This is a genomic window from Dactylosporangium sp. CA-152071, assembly GCF_050936335.1.
In the GTDB taxonomy this organism is placed as follows: Bacteria; Actinomycetota; Actinomycetes; order Mycobacteriales; family Micromonosporaceae; genus Dactylosporangium; species Dactylosporangium maewongense.
Map to the genome: position 1 here is coordinate 5912619 of NZ_JBNJMZ010000001.1, position 25850 is coordinate 5938468.

Here is a 25850-nt window from a genome sequence, read left to right on the forward strand (position 1 = left end):
GTTTGCGGCTCACCTCCGTACACCCACCTGTCTGCCTCCCCACACGATGCGTCCTGACCCGACGCGTCTCCGCTCTGCTCGCCCACGCCCCCGCACGTTTCCGACTCCGTGCCTTGTCCCCCGCGTCCAACCCCGCACGCATCTCACGGGGGCGCATACGGGCCTCGCTCTTCCACGCACCAGTCGGTCGCTGCTCGCCGTGCCCTCGCGCCCTGTTCTTCGCACGCCCCGTGCTTCCGCGCTCTGGTGTCCGTGCCTTGCGCCTGTGCCGCGTGCCCCGCCCCCGTGTCCGGTGGCACGATGCCCCGCCTCCGGAGCTCGTGCCCTACGTCCGCACCTGTACGACCGAGGCACATGTGATGCAGAAGAACTGCCACGGGGCTTCAGGGACAGTTCGGCGGTTGTGGGCTATTGGGACGCCACCGGGCGCAAGACGCGAGACCCGGCGGACGGGACTGCGTCGACTCCCGCCGCGTGCGGGCGACGCTGTGCCGCTGGCCTGCGTTCGCAACCGGGGACCATGCCGCGGAGATCCGTCGCGACCCACCGGCAACCGCGCCGGCATCCAGCCACGTGGTGATCGAAGGCTGGATCTGGTCACGATGGCGGCCAGAACACTCCTTCGATCAAGCCGGCACGGGGGTCGGCACTTCGACTGCTCGCCCCCGGCTCCGCGCCCGGTCGACGTCGGTTGCGACCGTGCCTCGCACCCGTGGCTTGCGCCCGTAGCCGCGTGCTGCGGGCCCGGTGCGTCTGTGTAACTGCCCTGCGCCTGCGTCCAAGTCGGCCGCCTGCCCTCTTGCTCTCGGCGTTGCGTCCGAACGTCACCCACGCGCCGTGCTCGTTGGGTTCGAGCACAGCGCTGCTTCTCCGTGTCCGGGTCGTGGGTCCTGACCGTTCCTCCGGATCCCGGCCTCGCAGCAGTCGAAGTGCCGACTCCTATACCAGCGCTTGATCGAAGGAGTGTTCTGGCCGTCATCACGACCAGGACTAGCCTTCGATCACCTGTGGGTCGTGAGCCTGGGGCGTACAAGGCGGGCGGCGCGTCACGAGGGCTGGTGATGGCGTCTTGGGTGGGGCGTGTCGGCTGTAGGCGTTGTTCCTGCATTCCTTCGTCGGGGTTCGTCCCCGCGTGGTCGGGAGAGGATGGGATCGGGGACAATGGGTGGCAGACGCGACTGGCGGCACCGGGATGGGACGGACCATCGGGGAGCTCGAGTTGTGAGGGTCGACCGCCTGGGTCCTCACGTCGGGGAGTCGTATGTCCACGACCACTGCTGTTCTCCTGCCCGGCGCTCCTGTCGCCGAGAAGATCCTGGCTGACGTTGCGACGCGGGTGGCGGCGTTGCGCGCGCGGGGGGTTGTGCCCTCGCTGGCGACCATCCTTGTCGGCGATGACGACGCGAGCGCGGGATACATCCGCATCAAGCAGCGGCAGGCGGCGGAGCTCGGGTTCGAGTCGCCGCACGAGCACCTGCCGGCAGACACGACGCAGGAGGCGCTGCACGCGGTCATCGACCGGTTCAACGATGACCCCGACGTGCATGGGTTGCTCATTCAGTACCCGACGCCGCAGCACCTTGACTACGACGTCGCGTTGCAGCGGGTCGATCCGGACATGGATGTCGACGGCATGCACCCGCTGAACCTCGGGCGTCTTGCCGCGGGCATGCCTGGGCCGCTCCCCTGCACGCCCGCCGGAATCGAGGCGCTCCTCGCGCACTACGAGATTCCGGTCAGCGGCAGGGAGGTCGTCATCCTCGGGCGCGGGGCGACGCTGGGCCGTCCGCTGGCGATGCTCCTGTCGCAGAAGCGGCCGACCGCCAACGCCGCCGTGACGGTCGTGCACACGGGTGTCGCGGACTGGCCGCGGTACACGCAGCGGGCCGACATCCTCATCGCCGCGGCTGGCGTGCCGGGCATCATCCAGCCCGAGCACGTGAAGCCCGGAGCGACGGTCATCGGCGGCGGGGTCCGGTACTCCGGCCGGCGGCTCCTGCCCGACGTGGACGAGTCGTGCGCGGAGGTCGCGGGCGCTATCACGCCGCGCGTCGGCGGGGTCGGCCCCACCACGGTCGCCATGCTCTTCCGCAACGCCGTGACGGCCGCGGAGCGACGTTTCACGTGAAACATCGGGGGCCGCGTCTTCGAGCGGCCCTCTTCTTGCCGCCCCCGTGCGCCGATCTGTCCCCAGTGGCCGGTCGCGCGGGGGCGGCGTGATTTGCTTGACCGCATGGATGGTGCTGTTCCGAACGAGGTGTTGCCGGCCGCCGAGAAGGTGTTCGGCGATCGGCTCCCGTTGGCTGAGCGGTTCGCTCAGTTGCTTGTCACCGACGGGGTGGTGCGAGGGCTGATCGGCCCTCGCGAGGCGCCGCGCATCTGGGAACGCCACATGCTCAACTGCGCCGTCCTCGGCGAACTCATCCAATCGGACGCCACGGTCGTCGACGTCGGCTCCGGCGCCGGCCTGCCCGGTATGGTGCTGGCAGTGGCTCGTCCCGACCTGTTCGTCACGTTGGTCGAGCCGCTCGCACGACGCACCGCGTTCCTGACCGAAGCGGTGACGGCGCTCGGCCTCGAGCGGACCACCGTGGTCCGGGCGCGGGCCGAGGAGTGCGTCGGGAAGCTTCCCCTCGCCGATGTCGTCACCGCCAGAGCAGTCGCACCGCTGGACCGGCTTGCCGGATGGTGTCTTCCCCTCACCGCCGTCGGTGGGCGACTGCTCGCGCTCAAGGGATCCTCTGCCGCGGCGGAGATCGCCGAGCACGCAGAAGTCCTGAGCCGGCTTGGAGCGGGCGCGCCGTCGGTACGGCTGTGCGGGGACGCCGTCCTCGCCGAGCCGACGACGGTCGTCGAGGTCGTGCGGGAGCGGGAAGTCGCGCAGCGCCGGAAGGCCAAGCGCGGGCGGTAAACCGGGGGACGGGCCGAAAGCGTCCTCCGGACACGGGGGAACGCGGGGGTTCGACGATGGACATCAGAAACTGCAACAGCGGCTGGCCGGCCGCACCGACCAAGCGACTCGGCGGTCTCCTCCGCCGAGTCGACGGCTTTCTGGTCTTCTTACGGCCGAATGCGAGTGAGAAGACCAACGACTCGCCGATCGGCCATGGCTCTGGTCGCCTGTGCGCCGTAGGCTGGCCGCGCGCCGTTTTTGCGTTCCCGGCGCCGGTCACCGCAGTCACTCGAGACCTCGCGTCGGGCGGTGCGCCGGAGGTGGGCACAACGTCGCTGACGGCCGGCAGTGCACATCTTTCCGAGCGGGACGGGACTGACATGGTGCGCGACAGCGGTGATGGTCCGGACTACGGCGATGGCAGCTCTCATGTTTCACGTGAAACACCGATAGGTCCGCGACCAGCCGCTGGCGCCGGAAGCCTCTACGGCTCGCCCGCCGGGCACGTCGCACACCCCGGTTTCGGTGCAGTGAGCGAGCCCGGTGTTCCCGGTCCGGACTACGGGCACGGGACCCATCAGTCGGACAGTCCAGGGCCGGTCGCCCAAGCGGCGAATGCGCAGGGATCCGACGGGCAGGAAATCGAGGGCTGGGGGGTTCGTCCGCCCGCGCGGCCAGTGCCCCAGCCGCGGGTCGACAACCCGGCCGAAACGACACGCGGCACCACGGTGGACTTTCGCGGCAGCGGCCCAGTCGATCGCGCATCTACCGGTACTGTTTACGGCCGGGGCGGAAAACCGGTCGTGCCCAGAGCCGATTCACAATCCGCTGCAGACGAAGCGAAAGCCGAGACGAGAGCAGATATGAGGTCCGAGCGACGGAGCAGTCCGTCCCCCCGGCCACACCCGTCCGTCGTCACCGCGGATACCGAGGGCGCCATGACAGACGCGTATGTTTCACGTGAAACCGAAGACCCCCCGCTGGCTCAGGAGGCAAAGCGCGCCGTGGAGATCCTCAACCCGAGCGGGGAGATCACGATGCCCCGTCCGCCACGGCGGCGCACGATGTGTGTGGCGAACCAGAAGGGCGGCGTGGGTAAGACCACCACGGCGGTCAACATCGCCGTCGCCCTGGCGCTGCACGGCAATCGTGTCCTGGTGATCGACCTCGACCCGCAGGGCAACGCTTCCACTGGTCTGAACGTCCCCCACCACTCCGGTGTGCCGGACGTCTACGACTGCCTGATCGACGGCGCGCCGCTCGACGCGGTGACCCAGCAGGTCGAGGGCATCCCGAACCTGTGGGCCGTGCCCGCGACGATCGACCTCGCCGGCGCCGAGATCGAGCTGGTCTCGGTCGTCGCCCGTGAGTCGCGCCTCAAGCGGGCGATCGAGGCCGGCGGGAGCAACTACGACTACATCTTCATCGACTGCCCTCCGTCGCTCGGCCTGCTGACGGTCAACGCGCTCGTCGCAGCCGAAGAGGTCCTGATCCCGATCCAGTGCGAGTACTACGCCCTGGAAGGCGTGCAGGCCCTCACGAACAACATCGAGCTTGTGCGGTCGCACCTCAACCCGAAGCTCGACATCTCGACGGTGCTGTTGACGATGTACGACCGGCGGACCCGCCTCGCGGACCTCGTCGAGCAGGACGTCCGGAACCACTTCGGCGAGAAGTGTCTGAACGCGGTCATCCCCCGCAACGTTCGCGTGTCCGAGGCGCCGAGCTACAGCCAGTCCGTGATGACGTACGACCCGGGCTCCCGCGGTGCGGTGAGCTACTTCGAGGCGGCGCAGGAGATCGCGCTGCGCGGTGCGCACGATGCGCAGGTTGGAGGAGTGGCATGAAGTCGAACCGACGTGGAGGTCTCGGACGGGGGCTCGGCGCCCTCATCCCCACCGCCGCGCCGGCGGCCGAGAGCGCGACGGGCGGCACCGCCACCGCGCTGGCGACTCCCCCGGCCGAGACCGACGCCCCGACCAACGGCGTGACCGCCGTCGACTCCCCGGTGGAGCAGCTCGCTCCGGTGCCGGGCGCGCGGTTCGCCGAGATCTCGGTGACGTCGATCGTGCCGAACCCGAAGCAGCCCCGGCAGGTCTTCGACGACGATGCGATCGAGGAGCTGAAGACCTCGATCCAGGAGGTCGGCTTCCTGCAGCCGATCGTCGTCCGCGAGCTCACCGAGCCGGTTGAGTCGGACGACGAGTCAGGCGCGCAGAAGAAGTACGAACTCGTGATGGGCGAGCGTCGCTGGCGCGCGGCCCAGGCGCTCGGCAAGGAAGCGATCCCGGCCATCGTCCGCGAGACCCGCGACGACGCGATGCTCCGCGACGCGCTCCTCGAGAACATCCACCGCGCCAACCTCAACCCTCTGGAAGAGGCGGCCGCGTATCAGCAACTCCTTGAGGAGTTCGGCGCGACCCACGAGGAACTGGCGCGGCGCATCGGCCGGAGCCGCCCTCAGATCTCGAACACGATCCGCCTCCTGAACCTGCCTGCTCAGGTACAGCGTCGCGTGGCCGCCGGCGTGCTGTCCGCCGGGCACGCCCGCGCGCTTCTCGGACTCGACAACTCCGAGGAGCAGGAGACGCTCGCGCACCGGATCGTCGCGGAGGGCCTGTCGGTCCGGGCGACCGAGGAGATGGTCTCGCTCGCGGTGTCCGAGGGCGCCACGGCGAAGAAGGCGGCGCCGCAGCGGCGGGCCAAGCCGCACGCGCCGGCGCTGTCGGACCTCGCCGACCGGCTGTCGGACCGGTTCGACACGCGGGTGAAGGTCGACATCGGCCAGCGCAAGGGGCGGATCACGATCGAGTTCGCGACCGTGGACGACCTGGAGCGCATCGTCGGCATCATCGGTGTCGACCAGCGCGGCCAGCAGCGGGAGCAGTAGCACTGAGATTCTCGGCCGCGGCGACGTCCGCGGTGAACGATCCGGCCGACGGTCCGGGCAGCTGCAGAACGGAGCAGCGGCCCGGACCGCGGTGTATCTGGGCGAAGTTCGCCCGGGAGACCGAGGCGTTGAGATGTTGCGACCCCGGGCGGCGGCGGTCGCGGCACGACGGGGGCGTGGCTTCGAGCAAGAACGTGCGGCTGTTGTTTGACGTCGGTCGCGTCGGTGGAGAGGGTCCGCATGTGGTCGCGGCGATCGGGCGCGTCTACGGAACGGTCACGCTCGACCGGAGGGCCGTCGTGGCCCGTCGGGTGGGTGAGGGGGCGCGCTGACCGTGGCACCGCTTGGCGGTATGTCTGAATGACTTGCGAAGGGTGCCGTTGGAGCGGCCGGGTACGGGCGACGGGCTGGCGCTAGTCGTACAAACGCCGAAAACGCCAATCAGAACGGCTGGGGGCGAAATCTTGGGGTGTTTGGATTCCGCCTCAGGATCGTTCTGGGGGAACTTTATCCACAGGGGTTATCCACAGGCTCACCGTTTCACGTGAAACCGCGTGGTAGAGGGCTTAGGTGCCTGTGGACGAAGGTCCCTGGGGTGCACTGTCCACAGGGTGCGGACAGCGGGGTTGCGATTGGGCTAGGGTCGGCTCGTGCCCGAGACGCCATCGCAGCTGCCCTCGTTTACCTACTGGCCCACGTTCCCGTTCGAGGGTGACCTCCGGGTGAAGCGTCTGCTCGACCCGGTGCCGATCGAGCCGCCGCGGCATGGGGACAACCCGGCGGAGTGTCGGGCGTGTGGTGCGCCGGACGAGGCATACATCTGGGTGAGCGACCGGTGGCGGGTGCGCAGCCTCGACCGGCCGACCGGGCTGCCGGCCGTGCTGATCCTCGAGTCGCGGTCGCACCTCGACCTCGGCGATCTGCCCAACATGCTCGCCGCCGAGCTCGGCGTGATGACGGTGCGGCTGGAGCGGGCGATCCGGTCGCTCGACGGGGTGGCGCGCGTCCACGTGAACCGGTGGGGCGACGGCGCCGCGCACCTGCACCTGTGGTTCCTCGCGCGACCGTATGGGCGGCTGCAACTGCAGGGGACGTTCCTCGCGCTGTGGGACGACATCCTGCCGCCGATCCCGGAAGACCAGTGGCGGGAGAACCTGGCGCTGGTCGCCGCCTGGCTCGCGGAGTTCGGCGGGCGACCCCTCGCCGAGCCGCCGCGGATCAACTGGACGGCGCCGGCGCGGTTCCGCGAGGAGGCGGCGCTCGGAGACGCGGGGATTCACGTGGACCCGCCCGAGCCGGCGGCGGCGAGCGAGCCTTCTGTCGGCGATGGCGGCATCGGTACGGCCGGAAGCACCACAACGCCCGCAGCGGGCGCAGCGGCTCCCGGTCCAGCGACATCCGGCCCAGCAGCGCCCGGCGCGGCAGCGGCGACCGGAGCGGCAGCGGGGCCTGGAGCGGCCACGGGGCCGGGTGCAGCGGGGTCAGGTGCGGCGGCGGCGCCTTCCCAAGGAGGAGATGCGGCGCCGGTGCTGGACAAGAAGGAGCCAGACGCCCTGTGACCTGGCCGCGGCGCACGGTGCTGCTGAGGCAGATGAGCCGCAGGGGCGGCGCCGATCGAGGAACTCTCGCCGGATGACTCCCGCGGCCCGTGATCGGTGCGTACCATCATGACGGTTGACCGTACGTAAGCAGCACGCGCGGAGATGGGCCAATGTCGCGACGTCTCGTGAGTTTGACGCTCGACACCCTCGAGGATCTACCTCGATCGTGCCGTGCCTGCGTCTTCTGGGAGCTCGACCCGGTAGCCGCCGACAGAGCCTGCGCCAACGGCGACCCAGGCCTCGAAAAAGAGGCCTGGGTGTCGCAGACGCTGCTCGAGTGGGGCTCCTGCGGCAAGCTGGTGTACGTCGACGGAATGCCGGCAGGGTTCGTGATGTTCGCTCCCCCGGCGTACGTGCCGAGGTCGATGGCGTTCCCGACCTCGCCGGTGTCACCCGACGCGGTGCTGCTGATGACCGCGCACGTGGTGCAGCCGTTCGCGGACGGCGGGCTGGGGCGGATGCTCGTCCAGGGCGTCGCGCGCGACCTGACGAAGCGCGGCGTGAAGGCGATCGAGGCGTTCGGCGACGCGAAGTTCGGCGAGGTCGACGAGGCCGGCCGCAACGAGCAGGGCTGCCTCGCGCCGGCGGACTTCTTCACCTCGATCGGGTTCAAGACCGTGCGGCCGCACCCCCGCTACCCGCGGCTGCGGCTGGAGCTGCGCACCGCGCTGTCGTGGAAGTCGGACGTCGAGTATGCGCTGGAGAAGCTGCTCGGCTCGATGAGCCCCGAGTCGCTGCTCCGCCCGGTGCTGCCGGTGCGGCCGGCGACCCGCACCATGCAGCCCTGAGAGGCCCGGACCACGCGGCCCTGAAGGGCCGTCCAACGAACAGTGCCTCCCGGCCCGAACGGCGGCCTGGGAGGCACTGGCAGGCGCTGGAAGCGCCTCAGACGGCGTTGTTGGTCAGCGCCCGCAGCAGGCTGACGTCGATGGAGCCGGTCGGCACGTCGATCTCGACCGGCAGATACATGCGCTGCACCGCGGCCATCATCGCCTCGACGACCCGCTCGCGGAACGCCGGGTCGATGAGCCGCTCTCGGTCGGTCGGCGAGGTCAGGTAGCCCACGTCCACCCGGACGGCGGGCATCCGGCTGAGGCGCAGCAGCTCCCACGTCTTCGCGTGCGTCTGGCAGTCGCGGAGCCCGGTGCGGACGACGATCTCGCGCTGCACGAGCTTGGCGAGCCGCTCGCCGACGATCGACGTCGGGCCGGAGACGGTGCCGTAGTGGTAGGTGGCGACGCCCTCGGCCTCGGGGTTGCGGTAGCCGTCGAGGTGGATCGAGATGAGAAGGTCGGCGCCGAGCTCGTTGGCCAGCTGGACCCGGTCACGGTCACTGAGAGCCGCCGTGGGCTGCGGACCCCTGGTGAGGTTCACCCGCATGCCCGCGGCCGCCAGACGGCCTTCCAGACGGGCTGCGAGGTCATATACGAGGTCGGCCTCCGCCCACCGGAGCGGACCGTCGGGCACGACGTGTCCGGTGTCGGGTCCGCCGTGGCCCGGGTCGATGACGATGCGCTTGCCGAGCAGGGTCGGGCCGGAGGCGCGGAAGGCCTCCGCCTCGCGGAGCAGCTGCGGGCGGCCGCCGATCACCTTGCGGCCGAGGCGGCGCAGCGCACCGACCGTGGCCGGCCCGCACTCGCCGTCCGGCCGCAGGCCCACCTCGCGCTGGAACTGCGCGACGGCGTGCGCCGTGCGGCTGCCGTAGATCCCGTCGGCGCGTCCAGGGTTGAAGCCCATCTCCAGCAGGCGCTCCTGCAACTGACGGACGTCGTCGCCGATGTACGGGTCGCCGACGGTGTGGAACAGCGCCCGCTGCCCCAGCCGCCACCGCGCCGCGTCGAGGGACCGCCACGTCTCGTCGCCGACCGCGCCGTCGACCGTCAGGCCGTGGCTCTGCTGAAACGCGCGGACCGCGCGCTCGGTGGCCTCGTCGAACTCGGGATCGGTCTGAGGTGCGGTGTCAGCCAGCAGATCCAGCACGACAAGAATGCTGCGGATCTCGGCGACCGCCGCTCCCCGCGCCCCGCGCCGGATTGCCCGCATGTGGTCCTCCTGAAAAAGCCAGCGAATGCACCGCAGCGTACCGCTCACGGCACAGGGACGCGTCATCACGCGGCCATTGACGAAAACGCGCCCCGCCTTACCTGAAGGCGGGGCGCATCAATGCTTGTGGCTGGCCTCAGGCTGGCTCGAGCGCAGACTCGATGAGACGCACCAGTGCGCTCTTCGGGCTCGCGCCGACGACCGACCGGAAAGGCTCGCCGTCCTTGAACACGGTGAGTGTCGGGACGGACAGCACCTGGTAAGCGCGGGCCGTCTCCGGGTTGCTGTCGATGTCGACCTTGACGATCTTCACCTTGTCGGCGAGGTCGCCCACGGCGATCTCGTTGAGCATCGTCTCGATCTTCCGGCACGGCTGGCACCACTCAGCCCAGAAGTCCACCAAAACCGGAATATCGGATTTGAGGACGTCAGCCTCGAAGGTCTTGTCGCTGACCGGCTGGATGGCTCCCATGCGCACTCCTCTACCTGTTGTGAAACTGTCGTGCTCCGCGTTTGAGTTACAGCGTGGCGATGTAGCGCTCGGCGTCGAGGGCCGCCGCGCAACCGGTGCCCGAGGCGGTGATCGCCTGCCGGTAGGTGTGGTCGACCAGGTCACCGGCGGCGAACACGCCCTCGATGTTGGTGCGGGTGCTCGGCGACGCCACCTTCACGTAGCCGGCGTCGTCCAGCTCGACCTGGCCGCGGAACAGCTCGCTGCGCGGGTCGTGGCCGATCGCCACGAACACGCCGGCCACCTCGAGGTCGGTCTCCTCGCCGGTGTTGACGTCCTGCACGCGCAGGCCGCCCACGCGGCCGCCGCGGTCGAGGACCTCGGTCACCACACTGTTCCACCGGACCTGGATCTTCTCGTTGGCCAGCGCGCGCTCCGCCATGATCTTGCTGGCACGGAACGATTCGCGCCGGTGCACGATCGTCACCGACTTGGCGAACCGGGTGAGGAACGTCGCCTCCTCCATCGCCGAGTCACCGCCGCCGACGACCACGATGTCCTCGTTACGGAAGAAGAAACCATCACAGGTGGCACAGGACGAAACGCCCCGCCCGAGCAGCTCCTGCTCCCCCGGGACGGAGAGCGGGCGCCAGGCGGAGCCGGTCGACAGGATGACGGCGCGGGCCTGGTATTCGGTCTCGCCGACCCACACGCTCTTCACGGGGCCCTCCAGGGCCACGCGGGTCGCGTCGTCGGTGACGAACTCGGCCCCGAAGTGCTCGGCCTGCTTGCGCATGTTGTCCATGAGCTCCGGGCCGAGGATGCCGTCGGGAAAACCGGGGAAGTTCTCCACCTCGGTGGTCGTCATCAGCGCGCCACCTGACGTGACGCCTTCGATCACCAGCGGCTTGAGGTTGGCCCGGGCCGCATAGACGGCAGCCGTATACCCGGCGGGGCCGGACCCCACGATGATCAGGTTGCGGACCTCGTCCACGGTCGACTCCTCGAGTTAAGCCTGTGCCAGCAAAACGTCATCCTACGAACCGATGATTCCCGTTGTGGGGTGACGCGTGTGCCACATCACCACTACGGTCAGACAGTGCCGCGGTAAAGCTCGTCGGCGATCGCCCCGCCGATGCCGCAGTCCGGCCCGACCGCGATGACCAGACGTTTGCCGGCCCCGACCCGCGTGCCGTCGACGATGACGACCAGCGCTGGCTTCCCCTCGAACCGGGCATAGTCGACCACTGCCACCTGACCACCGTATTCCCCGACCACGGCGTTGAGGCAGGCGGCCCTGGCCACCGGGTCCGTGAGCCGCCGCAACGCCTCGGGCACGCCGGCCGGCGGCTTCGCCGACTTGGCCACGTCGGTGCCGCGGCTGCCTTCGACGTCGGGCATCATCGCGGCGGACGATGGCGACCCCAGGGCCAGCTGGCCGACCGTGCCGGGCCCGTAGTCCTGGCCGGATGCCACGAGGGCGGCGTCGGAGCGGGTGGACGCCCTGGTGCCGCCCGAGGTCGAAGCGGGCCCTGCCTGCGGCGCCGCGCCGTTGTTCCTGCCGCCGTCGGCCGCGGACATGCCCGGGCTGTTGGTGATGGTCTGCTCGCTCACGACCAGGCTCACGCCGAACCCGCCGCAGATCAGCACCGCGGCGGCCGTCGCCAGCCCGACCGCCCACCGCTGCCGCCGGTGCCGGCGCGCCTCGCGGGCCCGGGCGAGGTCGAGCACCGGTGCGTCGGAGGTCGGTGCGACGACCGCGGCCTGCAGCGCGGCATTCAGCCTGTGCTCGACGTCCGGCGGCACGGCCGGCGTCTCGGCGCCCAGGGCGGTCAGCTCGTCCCGGACGGCCACCTCGGCGGTGACGAGGGCCGCATACGCCTCGGCCCAACTCGCGTCGGTGCTGACCCGGCGGCGCACGTCGTCCGCCTCGGGGGTGCCGTCCAGCGCGCCACCGACGAAGTCGGCGAGCAGGTCGAAGTCGGCGTCGGAGAACATCGTCACGAGCCGCCCTCCTTCCTGATCGCCGCGGCTCCAGTCGCTGTCTCAGCGCTGCTCGGTGATGGGACGCCGCTGGTGCCGACCGGGTTCCGCAGGTGGCCGAGCATCACAGCGAGGCGGGCCCGCCCGCGCGCGCACCTGCTCTTGATGGTGCCCTCCGCGACGCCCAGGATCACGGCCGCCTCGGCCACGGAGTATCCCTGCACGTCGACGAGCACGAGCGCCGAGCGCTGGTCGACCGCCAGCTGCTGCAGCGCGTGCTGCACGTCCATGGCCGTGTCGCGGTCGGTCGCCGGGGCGGGTGTGACGTCCGTCTCGGGCAGCGGCACGGTCGGCCGCGACTGCCGGCGCCGTATCCGGTCCAGGCAGGCGTTGACCACGATGCGGTGCAGCCACGTCGTGACCGCCGAGTCGCCCCGGAAGCTGCCCGCCGCCCGGAACGCGGACAGCAGCGCGTCCTGGAGCGCGTCAGCGGCCTCCTCGCGGTCGCCCAGGGTCCGCAGGGCGACCGCCCACAGCCGGTCACGGTGCCGCCGGACGATCTCCGCGAACGCGTACGGATCGCCCGCGGCGTGGGCATGCAGAAGCGCGGTGTCATCCGGCGTCTGACGCACGCCCGGCTCCGCCTCCACGGCTGGCACCTTATCGACCGCGAACGGCTTGTGGGGACTACTGGACTCGAACGGTTATCTCGGCGATGGCAACTCGATAACCGCTGCCGCTGCTCTCCTTGGGCAACTTCGTGATCCAGACAAGCAGGTAGCGCGTCGGCTGCGCCGGACCCACGTACAGGTTCGTGGGGTCCATCGCGGCCTTCGCCGTGTTCTCGACCACCTTGTACTGGTCGACGGTCTGCTGGTCCTGCGTGGCGCCGCTACCGAAGTCGGTGGTGCCGGTGCGCAGCTCACCGCTGGCCCCCGGGGTGGCGAGCTTGACCTCCACGGACACGATCTGCCTCGCCTCGCCGAGGTCGAGCCAGACGCCCATGCCGTCTTTCTTGCCACCGAAGTCGGCCTTCGGGTATCGCTCCGTGCGCCAGGTCGTCTCGGTGTTGGCGTCGATCGTCTTCTCGGCGTCCTTGACCTCGGACCGGTTGCCCTTCGGGTCGACGATCCGGACCTGGGACGACTTGAGCGTCAGCACCGTCGGCTGGCCGGCCGGCGGCTTCGCCTGCTGCGGCGCGCTGCTGCCCGCCGCGGAGGGGGGCGTCTCACTGGGCGTCGCCGGGTCGCCGAGGACCTTCGCCGCGGCGAGCGTGCCGGCCAGCGCCAGCACGAGCAGGCCCACGACGCCCACGGCCAGCTTCCGCCCCGCGGGCTTCGGCGGCGCGGTGGACTGCGACGCGGCGTCGAACGCCTCGAAGTCGAGCTGCTCGCCGCCGCGCTCTGCGCCGCCCTCGGCCAGGTCGCTCTCGTCGAACTGCCCGAACGAGGCGAGCTCCCCGGCGAGCGACTCCGCCGACGGCAGCGGCAGGTCAGGGTTGAGCAGGTCCGTCACCAGCGAGTCGAGATGCGTCGGCACGCCGGCCCGCACCTGCCGCGGCGCCGCCAGCGCGCCGGAGCTGTCCCGCACGCCGTCCGGCACCGAATAGGTGCCGGCCTCGCGGTGCGGCCAGTATCCCGTCAGCGCGCAGTAGAGCACCGCACCGATGGCCCGGATGTCCGTCTCGGGGGTCGCCAGGTCGTCGGCCCGCGCGTCGGTCAGCACGACCCGTCCGTCGTGCGCGACGAGCACCGTGCCGGGGTGCACGTTGCCGTGCGCCATCCCCGTCCCGTGCAGCGACGCCACGGCGTCCGTGACGGCCCACGCGATCGCCACCGACCGCCCCGCGTCCAGCGGACCCGACGCCACGATTTCGCGCAGCGCGATCCCGTCGACCCACTCCCGGACCACATAGGCCCGGTGGCCCTCGTCGATCGCGTCATAGACGCCGACCAGGTGCGGGTGGACGATCCGGCTGGCGGCCACGGCCGCGCCCAGCATCTCCTTGGCGCTCTCCCCACCGGGGTAGCGCAGGACGACCGCCACCGGCCGCCGCAGGATCACGTCGATCCCGCGATACAGCTGACGGCCCAATGAGTCGTTGCCGATGTGCTCTTCGAGCTGGTATCGCTCGGCAAGGATTTCACCGACGGATGGGGTGCCGAAGGTCAGGACCTGCGGAATTCCTCCCGAGGCCTCCAGCCCTTCGTCGAGCTCAGCCACCCGTCCTCCCTTCCGATTCGTGTGCTCACCTGGGGCGTCCGTCGTAACGCGAGTCGCAGTCACTAAGCCTAAGCGCTCCGGCGGGGCGTCGAGGTTGACCTTACCGGTCAGGTCTAAGGGTTCCGACACGTCATCTTCTCCGGACCACCCACGGCGATGCCAATTGATCACCCATGCCTGGACATAGCGGTCATATACCTTTCACCCGTCTTTCACCGGCTCGCCCCGTCTCGCGATCCGCCCACCGGCGGGGAACGGCGCGACTCGACGGACCCGGAAGCGACGCACGCCCGTGCGACCTTCCGCACAACTTCGCGCGGTGGCCTCCGGAGGTTCCGGCCGGAAGCGCTCCGCCCTGGGAACCGGTTTGAGGACGGTCATCGGCCCAGCTTGCCCTTGATCAGGCCGGCGAACTGACGGACCTCGGGCACGCGGAGGGCCAGGGCGGTCGCAGCGTAGGCGGCCAGCAGGACGGCGCAGCCCACGAGGAGCTGCACGAAGCTGGTGATCTTGCCCGGGTCGAGGATCTTGCCGATGGCCCAGGAGACGGCGAGGGCGAGGACACCGCCGACGGCCGCGGCGGCCGCGAGCCGGCCCAGGGTGTCGGCGACCTTCGCCAGGCCGAGCCGGCCCAGGCGGGTGCGCAGCAGCCAGTAGCCCATCACCAGGGCCGCGACGAACGAGAGCGCCGTGCCCACCATCAGCGAGGCCGTCACGGCCGCGATCGGCAGGACGAAGTAGAAGGCGACGTCCAGCAGCAGCCGGACGGCCACGCCGCCGATGTTGACCAGGGCGGGCGTGCGCGTGTCGCGCATCGCGTAGAAGACGCTGGTCTGCATCTGGCTCAGCGCGAACGGCAGCAGGCCCAGTCCTGCCGCGCTCACCACCCAGCCGGTCGCGAGGGCGGTGTCGTAGTCATACTGCCCCCAGTTGAACAGCGTGACGGCGAGCGGCTGGCCCAGCACCAGGTAGATGGCGGCGGCCGGGATGAGGATCACCGACGCCAGCCGGGTGCCCTGGGAGAGCTGGTCGGTGACGTCGCCGAACCTGCCGTCGGCCGCGGCGGACGAGATGCGCGGCATCAGCGCGGTGATCACGGAGACGGCGACGATGCCGTGGGCCATCATGAAGATCAGGAACGCGTTGTTGAAGATCGCGGGGCCGTCGCCGCCACGCAGGGAGTTGTTCTTCGCGAGCACCATCACGACCGTGATGCCGATCTGGTTGACCCCGACGTAGAGCAGCATCCAGGTGCCGAGGCGGGCCAGCTCGCCCAGGTTGAGCTTGCCGAAGTCGAAGCGCCACTTCCAGCGGAAGCCCGTCTTGCGCATCGCCGGCCACAGGCCCAGCGACTGGATCACGATGCCGAGCGTGGTGCCGATGCCGAGCACCAGGACCTGCGGCAGCGTGATCGACTCGGGCGTCGGCAGGTTGGGGCCGGGCAGCAGCACGAAGATGCCGGCCGTGGCGATGATCACGAAATTGTTGAGGATCGGTGTCCACATGGGAGCGGCGAAGTGCCCCCGCACATTGAGGATCGCGGCGAAGATGCCGGCCAGCCCGTAGAAGAAGATCTCGGGCAGCAGCAGATACGCCAGCAGCGTGATCAGGTCACGGTCGGTCGCCGTGACCCGGTCGTTGCCCACCGTGTAGACCGCGGTGAGCAGCGGCGCGGCCAGGACCACCACCAGCGTCGCCGCGCCGAGCGAGACCACCGCCAGGGTCAGCAGGCGCTGCGCATAGGCCTCGCCCCGGTCGGGCTCCTGCTTGCGCGCCCGCACGAGCGTCGGGATCAGCACGCTGGCCAGGACGCCGCCGAGCAGGAGCTCATAGATCTGGTTGGGCAGGTTGTTGGCCAGCGTGTAGTCGTCGCCGACGGCGAAACCGCCGATCGCGGCCGAGATCGCCGCGGCCCGCAGGAAGCCGGTGGCACGGCTCACCAGGCTCAGGATCGCCATGGTGCTGCTGTTGCGCACGACCGTGCCGGTGCTCTCGTCGTCGCCGGGCCCGGAAGCAGGCCCGGGCGCCGGCGCCGACTGCTCCACCTGAGGGGCGTCCGAGGTGACCTCGGGGGCGGGCGTGAACAGTGGCAGGCTGACCGTGGGCGCGTTGGCCGGGTCGAGCGGCTGGGTCGGCAGGTCGCCGTGCGGGTCAGGCGCTCTGTGGGCGCCCCCGGTCACCGGCCGCAGCACCGCCGTCGGCTCGTTGCTCCAGCGCCCGTCGTCTGCCGGGTCCATCCGCCACACCCCAACTCGGCCGTGCTTCCGCTCGCAGCACAGACCATAGTGGCACCCCCCGACATTTCCACCGCCCGACCGAGGAGCCGACAAATCACGCGACCGGTCGCCGACACGGCGACTACCCTCGGTGTCCGCTCCTTGCCCACCGCACATGCCCTCGCGATAGGCTCACCGACCGATGTCCGAAACCACACGAACCGACGCCGCTCGGGCCGAAGCCGCACGGGCCGAAGCCGCGCGCGCCGGGAGCACCCGCGCCCTCACCGACGCCCAGCGCCGTGCCGTGCACGAGCTGATGCGCGTCTCCCCCGTCGCCGACGAGCTCGGCCGCCGGTTCGCTGCGGCAGGGCACGAGCTGCACCTCGTCGGCGGTTCGGTGCGTGACGCGCTCCTCGGGCGCCTCGGCGACGACCTGGACTTCACCACCGACGCCCGGCCCGAGGAGACGCTGCGGATCATCGACGGCTGGGCCGAGGCGGTGTGGACGACCGGCCAGGAGTTCGGCACGATCGGGCTCGCCCGCAAGGGCCTGCGCATCGAGGTCACCACGTTCCGCGCCGACGCCTACGACCGCGTCAGCCGCAACCCGATCGTCCAGTACGGCGACAACCTGGTCGACGACCTGCGCCGCCGTGACTTCGCCGTCAACGCGATGGCCGTCTCGGTGCCGGGGCACGAGTTCACCGACCCGTACGGCGGCCTCACCGACCTCGCCGAGCGTGTTCTGCGCACGCCGGGCGCCCCGGAGGAGTCGTTCGCCGACGATCCGCTGCGGATGCTGCGGGCCGCACGGTTCGCCGCGCAGCTGCAGTTCACCGTCGCGGCCGAGGTACGGGCGGCGATGACCGCCATGGCCGGCGACCTCGCACGGATCACGGCCGAGCGGATCCGCGACGAGTTCGTCAAGCTCATGTGCGGCGCCGATCCGATCACGGGCCTGCGGCTGCTGGTCGACACCGGCCTGGCCGAGACGTTCCTGCCGGAGGTGACCGGTCTCAAGCTGGAGATCGACGAGCACGCCCAGCACAAGGACGTCTACGAGCACACCTTGATCGTCGTGCGCAACGCCATCGGCCACGAGAGCGACGGCCCGGACTTCACGCTGCGCATGGCCGCCCTGATGCACGACGTTGGCAAGCCGGCGACCAAGGCGGTCGGCCCGGACGGCGGCGTCAGCTTCCACCACCACGAGGTCGTGGGCGCGCGGCTGACCAAGCAGCGGATGAAGGCGCTCAAGTTCCCCAAGGACGTGATCTCGGACGTCTCGGAGCTGGTCATGCTGCATCTGCGCTTCTACGGGTACGGCCGCGGCGAGTGGACCGACTCGGCGGTGCGCCGCTACGTGACCGACGCCGGGCCGCTGCTGTCGCGCCTGCACAGCCTGACCCGGTCGGACGTGACGACCCGCAACCGGCGCAAGGCGGCGCAGCTCGCGGCCGACTACGACGCGCTGGAGGCCCGGATCGCCCGGATCGCCGCCGAGGAGGACCTGGCCCGCGTCCGGCCCGACCTCGACGGAAACGCGATCATGGAACTGCTCGGAGTGCCGCCCGGCCCGCTCGTGGGTCGAGCCTGGCGGCACCTCAAAGAGCTGCGGCTGGAGCGCGGCCCGCTCGACCGGGACGAGGCCGAGGCCGAGCTGCTGCGCTGGGCTGCCGCCGAGGGCCTCACGAAACCCTGATCTCCGTGATCTTCACGGCCAGCTTCGGCGCGCCGTCGGCACCCCCCGTGGTGGTGCCGGCGGCGGCGATCCGGTCCAGCAGGTCCAGACCGCTCGTCACCTGGCCGAACACGGAGTAGTCCGGCGGGATGGCACTGTCCTTGTAGACGATGAAGAACTGCGAGCCGTTCGTGCCCGGCCCGGCGTTCGCCATGGCGAGCGTGCCCCGCGGGTACGGTGGCAGCGTCGTCGGCAGGTTCTCCTCGCCGAACTGGTAGCCGGGCGTCCCGGTCCCCGTGCCACCCGGGTCGCCGCACTGCAGCACCCACAGACCCTCGGTCGTGAGCCGGTGGCAGGGCGTGTCGCTGTAGAAGTCGTCCCGGGACAGGTGGACGAACGAGTTGACCGTGCAGGGCGCCCGGTCGGCGTACAGCTGGATCCCGATCGCACCGAGGTTGGTCTCCAGCGTGGCGTTCGGCTTGCCGGTCAGCGTCGCGCGCGGCGCGGGCGTGGCCACCAGGCGGGGCTCGCCGCCGCCGCGGTCCGCGGGCGAGTACGTGCACGTCACGCCCGCACCGGGAGCCGACGGGGATGCCGCGCCGTTCGGTCCGGCCGCCGCGGGACCGCGACTCGTGCCGTCGCCGGCGCTCGGTGCGCTCTGGGAGCCCGTCTCGGCCGTCGACGCCGCCACGGAGACGACCGGACCGGCGGTGGTGTCGACCGAGTCGTTGGCCCGCACGTACAGCAGGACGGTGGCGGCCCCGCTCAGGATCAGCAGCGCGGCGGCCCCGCCGACAACGGGAATGACCCAGCGCCGCCGCTTGCGCTGCCCGGGCGGACCACCAGAAGCAGGGCCAGATCCAGGGCCGGAACCGGCCGGACCGGCGGCGGGCCCGGCGGGACCGGGTGGCTGCTGATCGAAGGAGGGGCCGTGCGGAGGACCCTGTGAAGGGCTGCGGGAAGCGCCATGGTGGGACTCGCCCGGTGGATGGAAGTCCGGCACGTCATCGGCGGTGTACGCCGGCCGCAGCCACGCGGGGAGGGTCGGGTCCGGCGCCGACGGCGGCAACGGCTCGGCGAGCTCCTGCGGCCGCGGCGCACCGGGCCGCGGCGGCTCGTAGTCCGGCACCTCGTGCTCGGACGAAGGCTGATGGGCGGCCGACGCCAGGGACGGGAACCCGTACACGGGCTCCCGGTACTCGTACTCCTCGTACGCGTTGGGATCGTGCGCGCGGGACGGCAGCGACGGCCGCGCCGGCGGACCCGACTCCAGCTCGAACCGACGTGGACCGCGAGGGTCCTGAGCGCCGCGAGGGTCGCGAGCGCCTCGAGGGTCGTGCCCGGAATCGGGATCCGGCGGCGAAGCGGACAAAGGCGGTGGAGGTGATGACATTATGTGATCATACGATTACAAACAGTTCAAAGCGGCAGGGCCACCGCCAACGCCTTCGCCCGTTCCGCCCACGAGTGCTGCTCGGCGAACGCCTGCCGCCGGGCCACCAGCGCCGGGTCGTGCGCCTCGGCCGCCGCCTCCCGTACCGCGGCGACCACCGCCTTCGGAGTGCCGGCGATCCGCACGAGCGGGGTGTCGAGCCAGTGCACCGCCGGCAGGTCGGTGCTCACGGGCGGCTTCCCGGCCGCGAGGTACTCCAGCGTCTTGAGCGGGAACGACGCCCGGTTGAAGGGCGTGTCACGGTACGGCGTGACGCCCACGTCGATGTGCCGCAGGAACGTCGGCAGCGACTCGAACGGCTGCCGCCCGACCCAGACCACGTTGGGCCGCTCGGTCAGCGCCGGGAAGCGGTCCGGCTCCCAGCGGGCGTCGTGCGGCCCGACCAGCAGCAGCGACACTCCGTCGTCGGCCAGGGCGGCGAGCAGCTCGAAGTCGGTGCGGTCGGAGAACTGGCCGATCACACCCGCCACGGGCCCGGTGAGCGGCTTCGGGAGCGCGGCGGGCTCGCCCGGGGTCCGGTACGCCGAGGTCTGCACGCCGTTCGGGATCAGCTCGACGCGTTTGGCGCCCAGTCCCGTCCAGCGCTCCGCCAGTACCGTGGAAACCGCCACGACCAGGTCGGCGTTGTCCAACTGGCGTCGCTCGTCCTCGGCGACCCGCGCCGCGTCGTGCCCCATGAGCTCCGCGCCGGCGACATAGTCGTCGGTGCCGTAGAGCACCTTGGCCACCCCGGGACCCCAGCTGCGCAGGACGTCGACGAGGTTGCAGGCCATCACCGCGGCCGGCCGGCGGTCGAGCTTGCGCAGCGCCCAGCGGGTCTGCGAGCGGATCAGCGCCGCGGTGCTGACCTTGATGTAGGGGCGGGTGTGCAGCGGCAGCACCCGCGGCGTCAGCCGCGTCACACCGTCGGACACCTGACGGATCTGTGGGGAGACGCCCAGGCGGGAGGCGCCGTAACGGTATCGGTCCGGAGTCGCCGCAGAGATCGGCGGATCGACCCAGAGAATGTCAGCATGTGAGGTGAGCGCCGAGGCGAGCAGCCGGTCAGAGCCGGTCACCCCGTCCCACGACGTTCCGGCAAAGACGACGACCAGCGGCTGAGGCACGGCTCACATTCTCCTGGAGGACTCCTGGCAGGTTCAACGCTGTCAGAACTCTGACCCCGGTTGCGTCGTGCATGTGGCGATTCAGCCGGTTCTGCACGTAGACCCGGTCAGCTACCGTCGCTACACGTTCCCCCTTTCGGCCGCTCCCCGGTTTGGGTCCGGCCACCCCTGAACAAACTCTGGAGGCAGACATGCAGCCGTGTCCTACATGCGGCGGCATGGGCATTGATACGAACGGTTACTGCACGCAGTGCCGCACCTATCGAGGCGTCCCGCAGGCGCCGCAACCGCCGGTGAGCGGCTCGCCCTACGGTGGCGACTCGTACGGCGCGCCCTATGCCGGCTACCAAAGCAGCGGACCCTCGTTCCCCGACCAGCAGGTCAGCGGGCCGGGCTACCCGGGCCAGGTCAGCGGCCAGCCGGGCTACCCCGGCCAGGTCAGCGGACCGGCCTACCCCGGCCAGGTCAGCGGACCGCCGGCGTTCCCGCCGGCGACCTACGGCGGTCAGTACGGCGCGTCGCCGACCCCGCCGCGGCGCAACAAGTTCATGATGCCGCTGATCGCGCTGTCCGGCGTGGTCGTGGTCCTCGTGATCGCGATCGTCGCCGTGGTCGCCCTGCGCAAGGACGACGACCCGAAGAACGTCGCCGACCCGGGCAAGACCACCACCGCCGGTGCGAGCGCCGGGGCGAGCGCCAAGCCGAGCGCGGCGATCGACACCTGCCTCATCGGCACCTGGACGACGACCAGCTACAGCCAGGAAGCACCGATGGCGGGCGTCGAGGGCGGCCTCAAGCTCACGCTGGACAAGAACGGCTCGAAGCTGAAGTTCGACGCCGACGGCAACTACACCGAGACCTACGAGAACAGCCTCTACAAGGCCAACCCGACGGTCTCCGGCACGCCGGTCGCCGTGACGGTCACGGTCAACGCGACCGTCACCGCGAAGGTGCACACCACCAGCGGCAGCATCGTGTACGAGGATGTGAAGGCCACCGGCAAGATGGTGACGGCCGTTCCGGCCACCGGCTCCAGCGAGGAGGACGCGTTCACCGCCGACGACACGCCGAGCAAGTACACGTGCAACGGCAACACCCTGTCGTTCTCGAACACGACGACCCAGGTGCAGGCGAAGAAGACCTCAAGCTAACGACGTGAGGCGTTTCCCGCCGGGTTGTGCGATGTCGTCGCCGACCCGGCGGGCCCACCGGCCGCCGAGCACCGCATAGCCCACGGCGGTCAGCACATAGCAGATCGCCACCCCGCTGAGCACCACCGCCGACTGGCCGGTGTAGGGCAGGGTCAGCGCGCCGATGTACATGCCGGCGACCAGCATGATGTTGAACGCGGTGTCGTTGATGCTGAACACCCGCCCGCGGAACTCGTCGGCGCACTCGTGCTGCAGTGACGTGTCGGTGACGATCTTGATCGCCTGGGCCGCGAGGCTGGTGACGAAGACCGCCCCGAGCAGCAGCACCGGGTCGAAGGGCAGCCCGAAGCCGAGGATCGCCGCGCCCGTGGCCGCCAGCACGACCGTCACCCAGCGCCAGCCGCCCATCCGGCGGGCCACCGGCGGGGTCACGAAGGACGCCAGCAGCATCCCGACGCCGCCTGCGGCGAAGGCGTTGGCGATGGTACCGAAGGAGTCGCTGACCTCGCTGCCGGTGTTGAACACGGAGCGGAACAGCAGCAGGCAGGCCAGCAGGACCACGCCGTACAGCAGCCGGAACACCGCCTGCACCAGGACGAGATAGGCGGCGCCGCGCTTCGCCGCGAGGTGCCGGACCCCGGCGACGGTGCCGCGGTTGACCTCGCCGACCGCCTGCCGGATCGAGCCCTTGGTCTGCTGCGCGGCGTCGGGCCCCAGCTCGTCGGCGGCGAACGACGACCGGCCGATCAGCGCGGACGCCAGGTAGAAGGCGGCCGCCATCGAGGCGACCAGCGCGTAGCCGTGGAACGACGTGGCCAGCACCGTCTTGATCAGCGTCGCGCCGACGCCGATGCCGAGGGAGAAGCTGAGCGAGCCGAGCGTCGCGGCGAACGAGTTGGCGGTCACCAGCATGTGGTCGTCGACGACGTGCGGGGTCGCCGCGGACAGCCCGGCCAGGAAGAACCGGTTCAACCCGGTGACCACGAGCGCCAGCAGGAACGGCACCGGCGACTCGTGCCCCTGCCAGATGTACAGCGCGATCGGCAGCACCAGGACGGCGCGCAGCAGGTTGGCCCGCAGGATGATCGTGCGCCGCCGCCACCGGTCGAGGAACACCCCGACATACGGCCCGATCAGCGAATACGGCAGCAGGAGGACGGCGAAGCCGGCGGCGATGGCCATGCCGCCGGCGCGCTGCTCCGGGTTGAACAACACCGTGCCGGCCAGCGCGCCCTGAAACAGGCCGTCGCCGATCTGCGCCACCATCCGCACGCCGAGCAGGCGGCGGAAGCCACGTTGCCGCAGGACCGCCCGTACGAAGTGGGACTGTGGATGAGCGGCTGCGGTGGCGGTGGACACGCCAAAAGCCTACGGCTCGTTCAGGCCTTTGGCGGCTTGACCGCACCTCGGCCGTGGGCGGGCCCGCGGTCGGCGGGCTCACCCACGGCTCCGGCGAGTCGACGGCGGCTCGGCCGTCGACGGGGTCTGTCAGGCCTGCCGGGGCTTCGGCGCCTCGACCGCGGCGCGGCCGTTGGCGGGCTCGTCCGCGACCATGCCGCTGAGGCGGCCGAGCAGTTTCGCCAGGTCGATGCCGGTCAGGTCGGTGCTGAGCTGCAGGCCCTGGGCGACGTTGCCGGCGACCGACTTCGTCAGCGACGACGCGCCGTCGGTGGAGATGACGGTCATCTTGTCGATGTTGGCCATCGGCTCGCTGGCGGCCTTGACCACCTCCGGCATCACCCGCACCAGCAGGTCCAGGATCGCGGCCTCGCCGTACGCGGCGAACGCGTCCGCCTTGAGCTTCATCGCCTCGGCCTCGGCCTGGCCGCGGGCCAGGATCGCCGACGCCTCGGCGGAACCCTCCCGCTCCAGGGCCTCGGCGATCGCGACGCGCCGGCGCTGCTCCGCCTCACCTTCCTTGGCGCCCTCGATCGCGTTGGCCTCGGCGAGCGCGGCCCGGCGGGACCGCTCGCCCTCACCGGTGAGGCGGGCCTGCTCGGCGGAGCCCTGCGCCGCGGCGATGACGGACTGCCGCTGCGCGTCGGCCTTGAAGATCGCGGCGTTCTTCGCCGCCTCCGCCTCCTGCTCCACCCGGTAGCGCTCGGCGTCGGCCGGCTTGCGGACCTCGGTGTCGAGCTGGCGCTGCTTGAGCTCGGCGTTGCGCTCGGCGACCTTCTGCTGCTCGGCCAGGATGACCTGCTCGCGCTCGGCCTGGGCGAGGGGGCCGGCCGCGGCGGACCGGGCCTTCGCGGCGTCGATCTCAGCCTGGATGGAGGCCTGCTTGAGCGCCAGGTTGCGGTTGGCCTCGGCGATGGCCTCCTCCGCCTTGAGCCGCTCCGACTCGGCCGCCTGGCGGGCGTGCGCCTCGGCGATCGCGGCGTCCCGCAGCACGCGGGCGGCCTCCGGGCGGCCGAGATCCTTCAGGTAGGACCCGTCGGCGAGGATGTCCTGGAGCTGGAACGTGTCGAGCACCAGACCCTGGTTGGTCAGCGAGTGCTCCGCCTCCTCGGCGACCGCGCTGGCGAACGCGGTCCGGTCCCGGATGATCTCCTCGATGGTGAGCCGGCCGACGATCGAGCGCAGCGCGCCGGCGAGCACCTCGCTGGTGAACAGGTCGATGCCCTGCTGCTGGTTGAGGAACCGCTGGGCGGCGGCGCGGATCGCGTCCTCGGTGCCGCCGACCTTGACGATCGCGACGCCCTGCAGGTTGGCGCGGATGCCCTGCTTGCTGACCGCGCCGGTGATCTCGACGTGGATGCGGCGGCTGGACAGGTCCAGGACCTGCAGCTTCTGCACGATCGGCACCACGAACACCGAGGCGCCCATGACGACCTTCTGCCCGGACAGGTCGGTGGAGCGCGACCCGTCGAGCGCCTGCACCGACTTGCCCTTGCGGCCGGTGATGATGAATGCCTCGTTCGAGCCGGCGACCTTGATCCGCGCGACGATGAACAGCATCAGGAAGAGGATCAGCAGCACGCCGCCGCCGATCGCGATGAGCAGGACCGTATTCATATGTACGTCCCTTCTTGAAAAGGGTTTACTCGACCTACAAAGGGGTTTCTTCGACGATCACGCTGGTGGAACTGGTCGCCTCCACCACGAGGACCCGCGCGCCGAGCGCGATCGGATGGTCCGCGCGGGCGCTGAGCTTCACGGGCTGTCCGCCGAGGGAGATCCGCACCTCGCCGAAACCGTTCACGGAGATGGGGGTGACGACGACGCCGATGGTGCCGATCATGTCCCGTTGCGTCGGTGTCGCGTCGGTACGCATGTTCATCGCCATCCGGGCGAGCCGGGTCGCGAACCAGGCCGTCGGAAAGGCCGCCGCGATCCCGCAGAGGGCGGCGACGGCCGAGCCCCCCGGGACGCCGAGCGCCGACACGATCGCCGCGCCGAACCCGAACGCGCCGATGAATCCGGCGACCGCCGGTAGCGAGAACAGGCCGCCGGCGTCCGGATGGTCGACGTCGAAATGAAAGAGGTCGCCGAGCAGTAGCGACAGGGCCAGCACGAGGACGCCCAGGCCGCCGACGACCAGGAACACCACATCCATCGCGCCCCCTCCCCGTTGGAACTAGCAGGGTATCCATCCGACGCAAATCTGACACTCGCGTTTTCGGGCACAATTGACGCGTGCGTTGGGCGGAGATGCAGGCGCCGATCGATTCGGTCGGGATCGCGGTGGACGACACCGGTGTGTGCTCGGTGCGTTTCGGCGGCGCGGCCGGTCCGCTCGCCCCCGCCGGCGATCCGGTGCTGGAGCGGGCCGTCGAGGAGCTGACCGGCTACTTCGGCGGGGAGTCGGCGCCGTTCACGGTGCCGCTGTCGGTGCGCGGCGGGTCGGAGTTCGAGCGGGCCGTCTGGCGGGCGCTGTGGGCCATCCCGTATGCGGAGATGCGCACGTACGGGCAGATCGCCGCCGCGGTCGGCGAGCCAGACGGGGCCAGGGCGGTCGGGGTCGCCTGCAACCGCAACCCGCTGCCGATCATCGTGCCGTGCCATCGCGTGGTCGGCGCCGACGGGAAGATGGTCGGGTTCGGCGGCGGCATCTGGCGCAAGAAGGTGCTGCTGGAGCTGGAGGCCAAGGTCCGCATCGAGCGCGAGTTCGGCCTGTCATGAGGAACGCCCCTCTCCGGTGGTCCGGAGAGGGGGC

Annotated in this window: 21 protein-coding genes and 1 riboswitch; of the genes, 9 read left to right on the top strand and 12 right to left on the bottom strand. The window is 70.7% G+C overall.

Annotated features, from left to right (window positions below; genetic code table 11):
• The first annotated feature begins 1164 nt into the window (after nt 1-1164).
• Nucleotides 1165-1249: riboswitch (ZMP/ZTP riboswitch) on the top strand.
• Nucleotides 1250-1261: 12 nt separating this feature from the next.
• From ACQEVZ_RS26480 to ACQEVZ_RS26505, 6 genes are all read left to right on the top strand, one after another.
• On the top strand, nt 1262-2128 hold the full coding sequence (locus ACQEVZ_RS26480; RefSeq protein WP_433371159.1) for a bifunctional 5,10-methylenetetrahydrofolate dehydrogenase/5,10-methenyltetrahydrofolate cyclohydrolase: 867 nt from the start codon (nt 1262-1264) through the stop codon (nt 2126-2128).
• A 105-nt stretch (nt 2129-2233) separates the two neighbouring features.
• On the top strand, nt 2234-2911 hold the full coding sequence (gene rsmG / locus ACQEVZ_RS26485; protein ID WP_354889670.1) for a 16S rRNA (guanine(527)-N(7))-methyltransferase RsmG: 678 nt from the start codon (nt 2234-2236) through the stop codon (nt 2909-2911).
• Nucleotides 2912-3534: 623 nt separating this feature from the next.
• A complete protein-coding gene (locus ACQEVZ_RS26490; protein ID WP_433377001.1) occupies nt 3535-4740 on the top strand; it encodes a ParA family protein in 1206 nt (401 codons plus the stop codon).
• The gene (locus tag ACQEVZ_RS26495; protein ID WP_354889672.1) at nt 4737-5783 is read left to right on the top strand and encodes a ParB/RepB/Spo0J family partition protein; all 1047 of its coding nucleotides are present in this window, start codon (nt 4737-4739) and stop codon (nt 5781-5783) included. The genes ACQEVZ_RS26490 and ACQEVZ_RS26495 overlap by 4 nt, the downstream gene beginning before the upstream one ends.
• A 671-nt stretch (nt 5784-6454) precedes the next feature.
• Nucleotides 6455-7342: a hypothetical protein gene (locus ACQEVZ_RS26500; protein WP_433377004.1), complete on the top strand. Its 888-nt coding sequence runs from the start codon at nt 6455-6457 to the stop codon at nt 7340-7342.
• Nucleotides 7343-7494: 152 nt separating this feature from the next.
• On the top strand, nt 7495-8172 hold the full coding sequence (locus ACQEVZ_RS26505; protein ID WP_344508509.1) for a GNAT family N-acetyltransferase: 678 nt from the start codon (nt 7495-7497) through the stop codon (nt 8170-8172).
• A gap of 97 nt (nt 8173-8269) precedes the next feature.
• On the opposite strand, the gene ACQEVZ_RS26510 is transcribed toward ACQEVZ_RS26505, so the two are convergent.
• The 7 genes from ACQEVZ_RS26510 to murJ all read right to left on the bottom strand — a co-directional run bounded on the left by ACQEVZ_RS26510 (nt 8270) and on the right by murJ (nt 16321).
• Entirely contained in the window at nt 8270-9427 is a 1158-nt protein-coding gene (locus ACQEVZ_RS26510) for an N-acetylmuramoyl-L-alanine amidase (RefSeq protein ID WP_344508511.1), read from the bottom strand.
• Nucleotides 9428-9563: 136 nt separating this feature from the next.
• On the bottom strand, nt 9564-9899 hold the full coding sequence (gene trxA / locus ACQEVZ_RS26515; protein WP_033359929.1) for a thioredoxin: 336 nt from the start codon (nt 9897-9899) through the stop codon (nt 9564-9566).
• Nucleotides 9900-9945: 46 nt separating this feature from the next.
• On the bottom strand, nt 9946-10872 hold the full coding sequence (trxB, locus tag ACQEVZ_RS26520) for a thioredoxin-disulfide reductase (RefSeq protein ID WP_354889675.1): 927 nt from the start codon (nt 10870-10872) through the stop codon (nt 9946-9948).
• A 98-nt stretch (nt 10873-10970) separates the two neighbouring features.
• Nucleotides 10971-11882 (bottom strand): hypothetical protein, encoded by a 912-nt coding sequence (locus tag ACQEVZ_RS26525; protein WP_433371167.1) that lies wholly within the window; start codon nt 11880-11882, stop codon nt 10971-10973.
• Nucleotides 11879-12520 carry an RNA polymerase sigma factor SigM gene (gene sigM / locus ACQEVZ_RS26530; protein WP_433371170.1) on the bottom strand — a complete coding sequence of 214 codons (642 nt, stop codon included), beginning with the start codon at nt 12518-12520 and terminating at the stop codon, nt 11879-11881. Before sigM ends, ACQEVZ_RS26525 begins: the two co-directional genes overlap by 4 nt.
• A gap of 28 nt (nt 12521-12548) precedes the next feature.
• The gene (locus ACQEVZ_RS26535; RefSeq protein ID WP_433371173.1) at nt 12549-14084 is read right to left on the bottom strand and encodes a protein kinase family protein; all 1536 of its coding nucleotides are present in this window, start codon (nt 14082-14084) and stop codon (nt 12549-12551) included.
• A 377-nt stretch (nt 14085-14461) separates the two neighbouring features.
• Nucleotides 14462-16321: a murein biosynthesis integral membrane protein MurJ gene (gene murJ, locus ACQEVZ_RS26540; protein ID WP_433371176.1), complete on the bottom strand. Its 1860-nt coding sequence runs from the start codon at nt 16319-16321 to the stop codon at nt 14462-14464.
• Between the two features lie 181 nt (nt 16322-16502).
• Between murJ and ACQEVZ_RS26545 the strand changes: the two genes are divergently transcribed.
• Nucleotides 16503-18005 carry a CCA tRNA nucleotidyltransferase gene (locus ACQEVZ_RS26545; RefSeq protein ID WP_344508525.1) on the top strand — a complete coding sequence of 501 codons (1503 nt, stop codon included), beginning with the start codon at nt 16503-16505 and terminating at the stop codon, nt 18003-18005.
• Here ACQEVZ_RS26545 and ACQEVZ_RS26550 read toward each other — a convergent pair.
• Both ACQEVZ_RS26550 and ACQEVZ_RS26555 read right to left on the bottom strand, forming a co-directional pair.
• Entirely contained in the window at nt 17992-19170 is a 1179-nt protein-coding gene (locus tag ACQEVZ_RS26550) for a peptidylprolyl isomerase (RefSeq protein WP_433371179.1), read from the bottom strand. The genes ACQEVZ_RS26545 and ACQEVZ_RS26550 overlap by 14 nt on opposite strands.
• A 233-nt stretch (nt 19171-19403) precedes the next feature.
• Nucleotides 19404-20543 (bottom strand): glycosyltransferase, encoded by a 1140-nt coding sequence (locus ACQEVZ_RS26555; protein WP_354889681.1) that lies wholly within the window; start codon nt 20541-20543, stop codon nt 19404-19406.
• A gap of 218 nt (nt 20544-20761) precedes the next feature.
• Between ACQEVZ_RS26555 and ACQEVZ_RS26560 the strand changes: the two genes are divergently transcribed.
• Nucleotides 20762-21694 carry a hypothetical protein gene (locus ACQEVZ_RS26560; protein WP_433371183.1) on the top strand — a complete coding sequence of 311 codons (933 nt, stop codon included), beginning with the start codon at nt 20762-20764 and terminating at the stop codon, nt 21692-21694.
• Here ACQEVZ_RS26560 and ACQEVZ_RS26565 read toward each other — a convergent pair.
• The 3 genes from ACQEVZ_RS26565 to ACQEVZ_RS26575 form a co-directional block, all read right to left on the bottom strand.
• Nucleotides 21686-23053: an MFS transporter gene (locus ACQEVZ_RS26565; protein WP_433371186.1), complete on the bottom strand. Its 1368-nt coding sequence runs from the start codon at nt 23051-23053 to the stop codon at nt 21686-21688. The genes ACQEVZ_RS26560 and ACQEVZ_RS26565 overlap by 9 nt on opposite strands.
• A gap of 129 nt (nt 23054-23182) precedes the next feature.
• Nucleotides 23183-24709, bottom strand: a complete 1527-nt coding sequence (locus ACQEVZ_RS26570; protein WP_360569315.1) for a flotillin family protein — start codon at nt 24707-24709, stop codon at nt 23183-23185.
• 34 nt (nt 24710-24743) lie between these two features.
• Entirely contained in the window at nt 24744-25250 is a 507-nt protein-coding gene (locus tag ACQEVZ_RS26575) for an NfeD family protein (RefSeq protein WP_433371190.1), read from the bottom strand.
• Between the two features lie 80 nt (nt 25251-25330).
• Between ACQEVZ_RS26575 and ACQEVZ_RS26580 the strand changes: the two genes are divergently transcribed.
• Nucleotides 25331-25816 (top strand): methylated-DNA--[protein]-cysteine S-methyltransferase, encoded by a 486-nt coding sequence (locus tag ACQEVZ_RS26580; RefSeq protein WP_354889686.1) that lies wholly within the window; start codon nt 25331-25333, stop codon nt 25814-25816.
• Nucleotides 25817-25850: the final 34 nt, after the last annotated feature.

What these genes read in the sequence shown, in the direction of transcription:
- ACQEVZ_RS26480 (WP_433371159.1), top strand. Translation starts at nt 1,262, where the DNA reads ATGTCCACGACCACTGCTGTTCTCCTGCCCGGCGCTCCTGTCGCCGAG.
- rsmG (WP_354889670.1), top strand. Translation starts at nt 2,234, where the DNA reads ATGGATGGTGCTGTTCCGAACGAGGTGTTGCCGGCCGCCGAGAAGGTG.
- ACQEVZ_RS26495 (WP_354889672.1), top strand. Translation starts at nt 4,737, where the DNA reads ATGAAGTCGAACCGACGTGGAGGTCTCGGACGGGGGCTCGGCGCCCTC.
- ACQEVZ_RS26505 (WP_344508509.1), top strand. Translation starts at nt 7,495, where the DNA reads ATGTCGCGACGTCTCGTGAGTTTGACGCTCGACACCCTCGAGGATCTA.
- ACQEVZ_RS26510 (WP_344508511.1), bottom strand. Translation starts at nt 9,427, where the DNA reads ATGCGGGCAATCCGGCGCGGGGCGCGGGGAGCGGCGGTCGCCGAGATC.
- trxA (WP_033359929.1), bottom strand. Translation starts at nt 9,899, where the DNA reads ATGGGAGCCATCCAGCCGGTCAGCGACAAGACCTTCGAGGCTGACGTC.
- murJ (WP_433371176.1), bottom strand. Translation starts at nt 16,321, where the DNA reads ATGGACCCGGCAGACGACGGGCGCTGGAGCAACGAGCCGACGGCGGTG.
- ACQEVZ_RS26545 (WP_344508525.1), top strand. Translation starts at nt 16,503, where the DNA reads ATGTCCGAAACCACACGAACCGACGCCGCTCGGGCCGAAGCCGCACGG.
- ACQEVZ_RS26560 (WP_433371183.1), top strand. Translation starts at nt 20,762, where the DNA reads ATGGGCATTGATACGAACGGTTACTGCACGCAGTGCCGCACCTATCGA.
- ACQEVZ_RS26570 (WP_360569315.1), bottom strand. Translation starts at nt 24,709, where the DNA reads ATGAATACGGTCCTGCTCATCGCGATCGGCGGCGGCGTGCTGCTGATC.
- ACQEVZ_RS26575 (WP_433371190.1), bottom strand. Translation starts at nt 25,250, where the DNA reads ATGGATGTGGTGTTCCTGGTCGTCGGCGGCCTGGGCGTCCTCGTGCTG.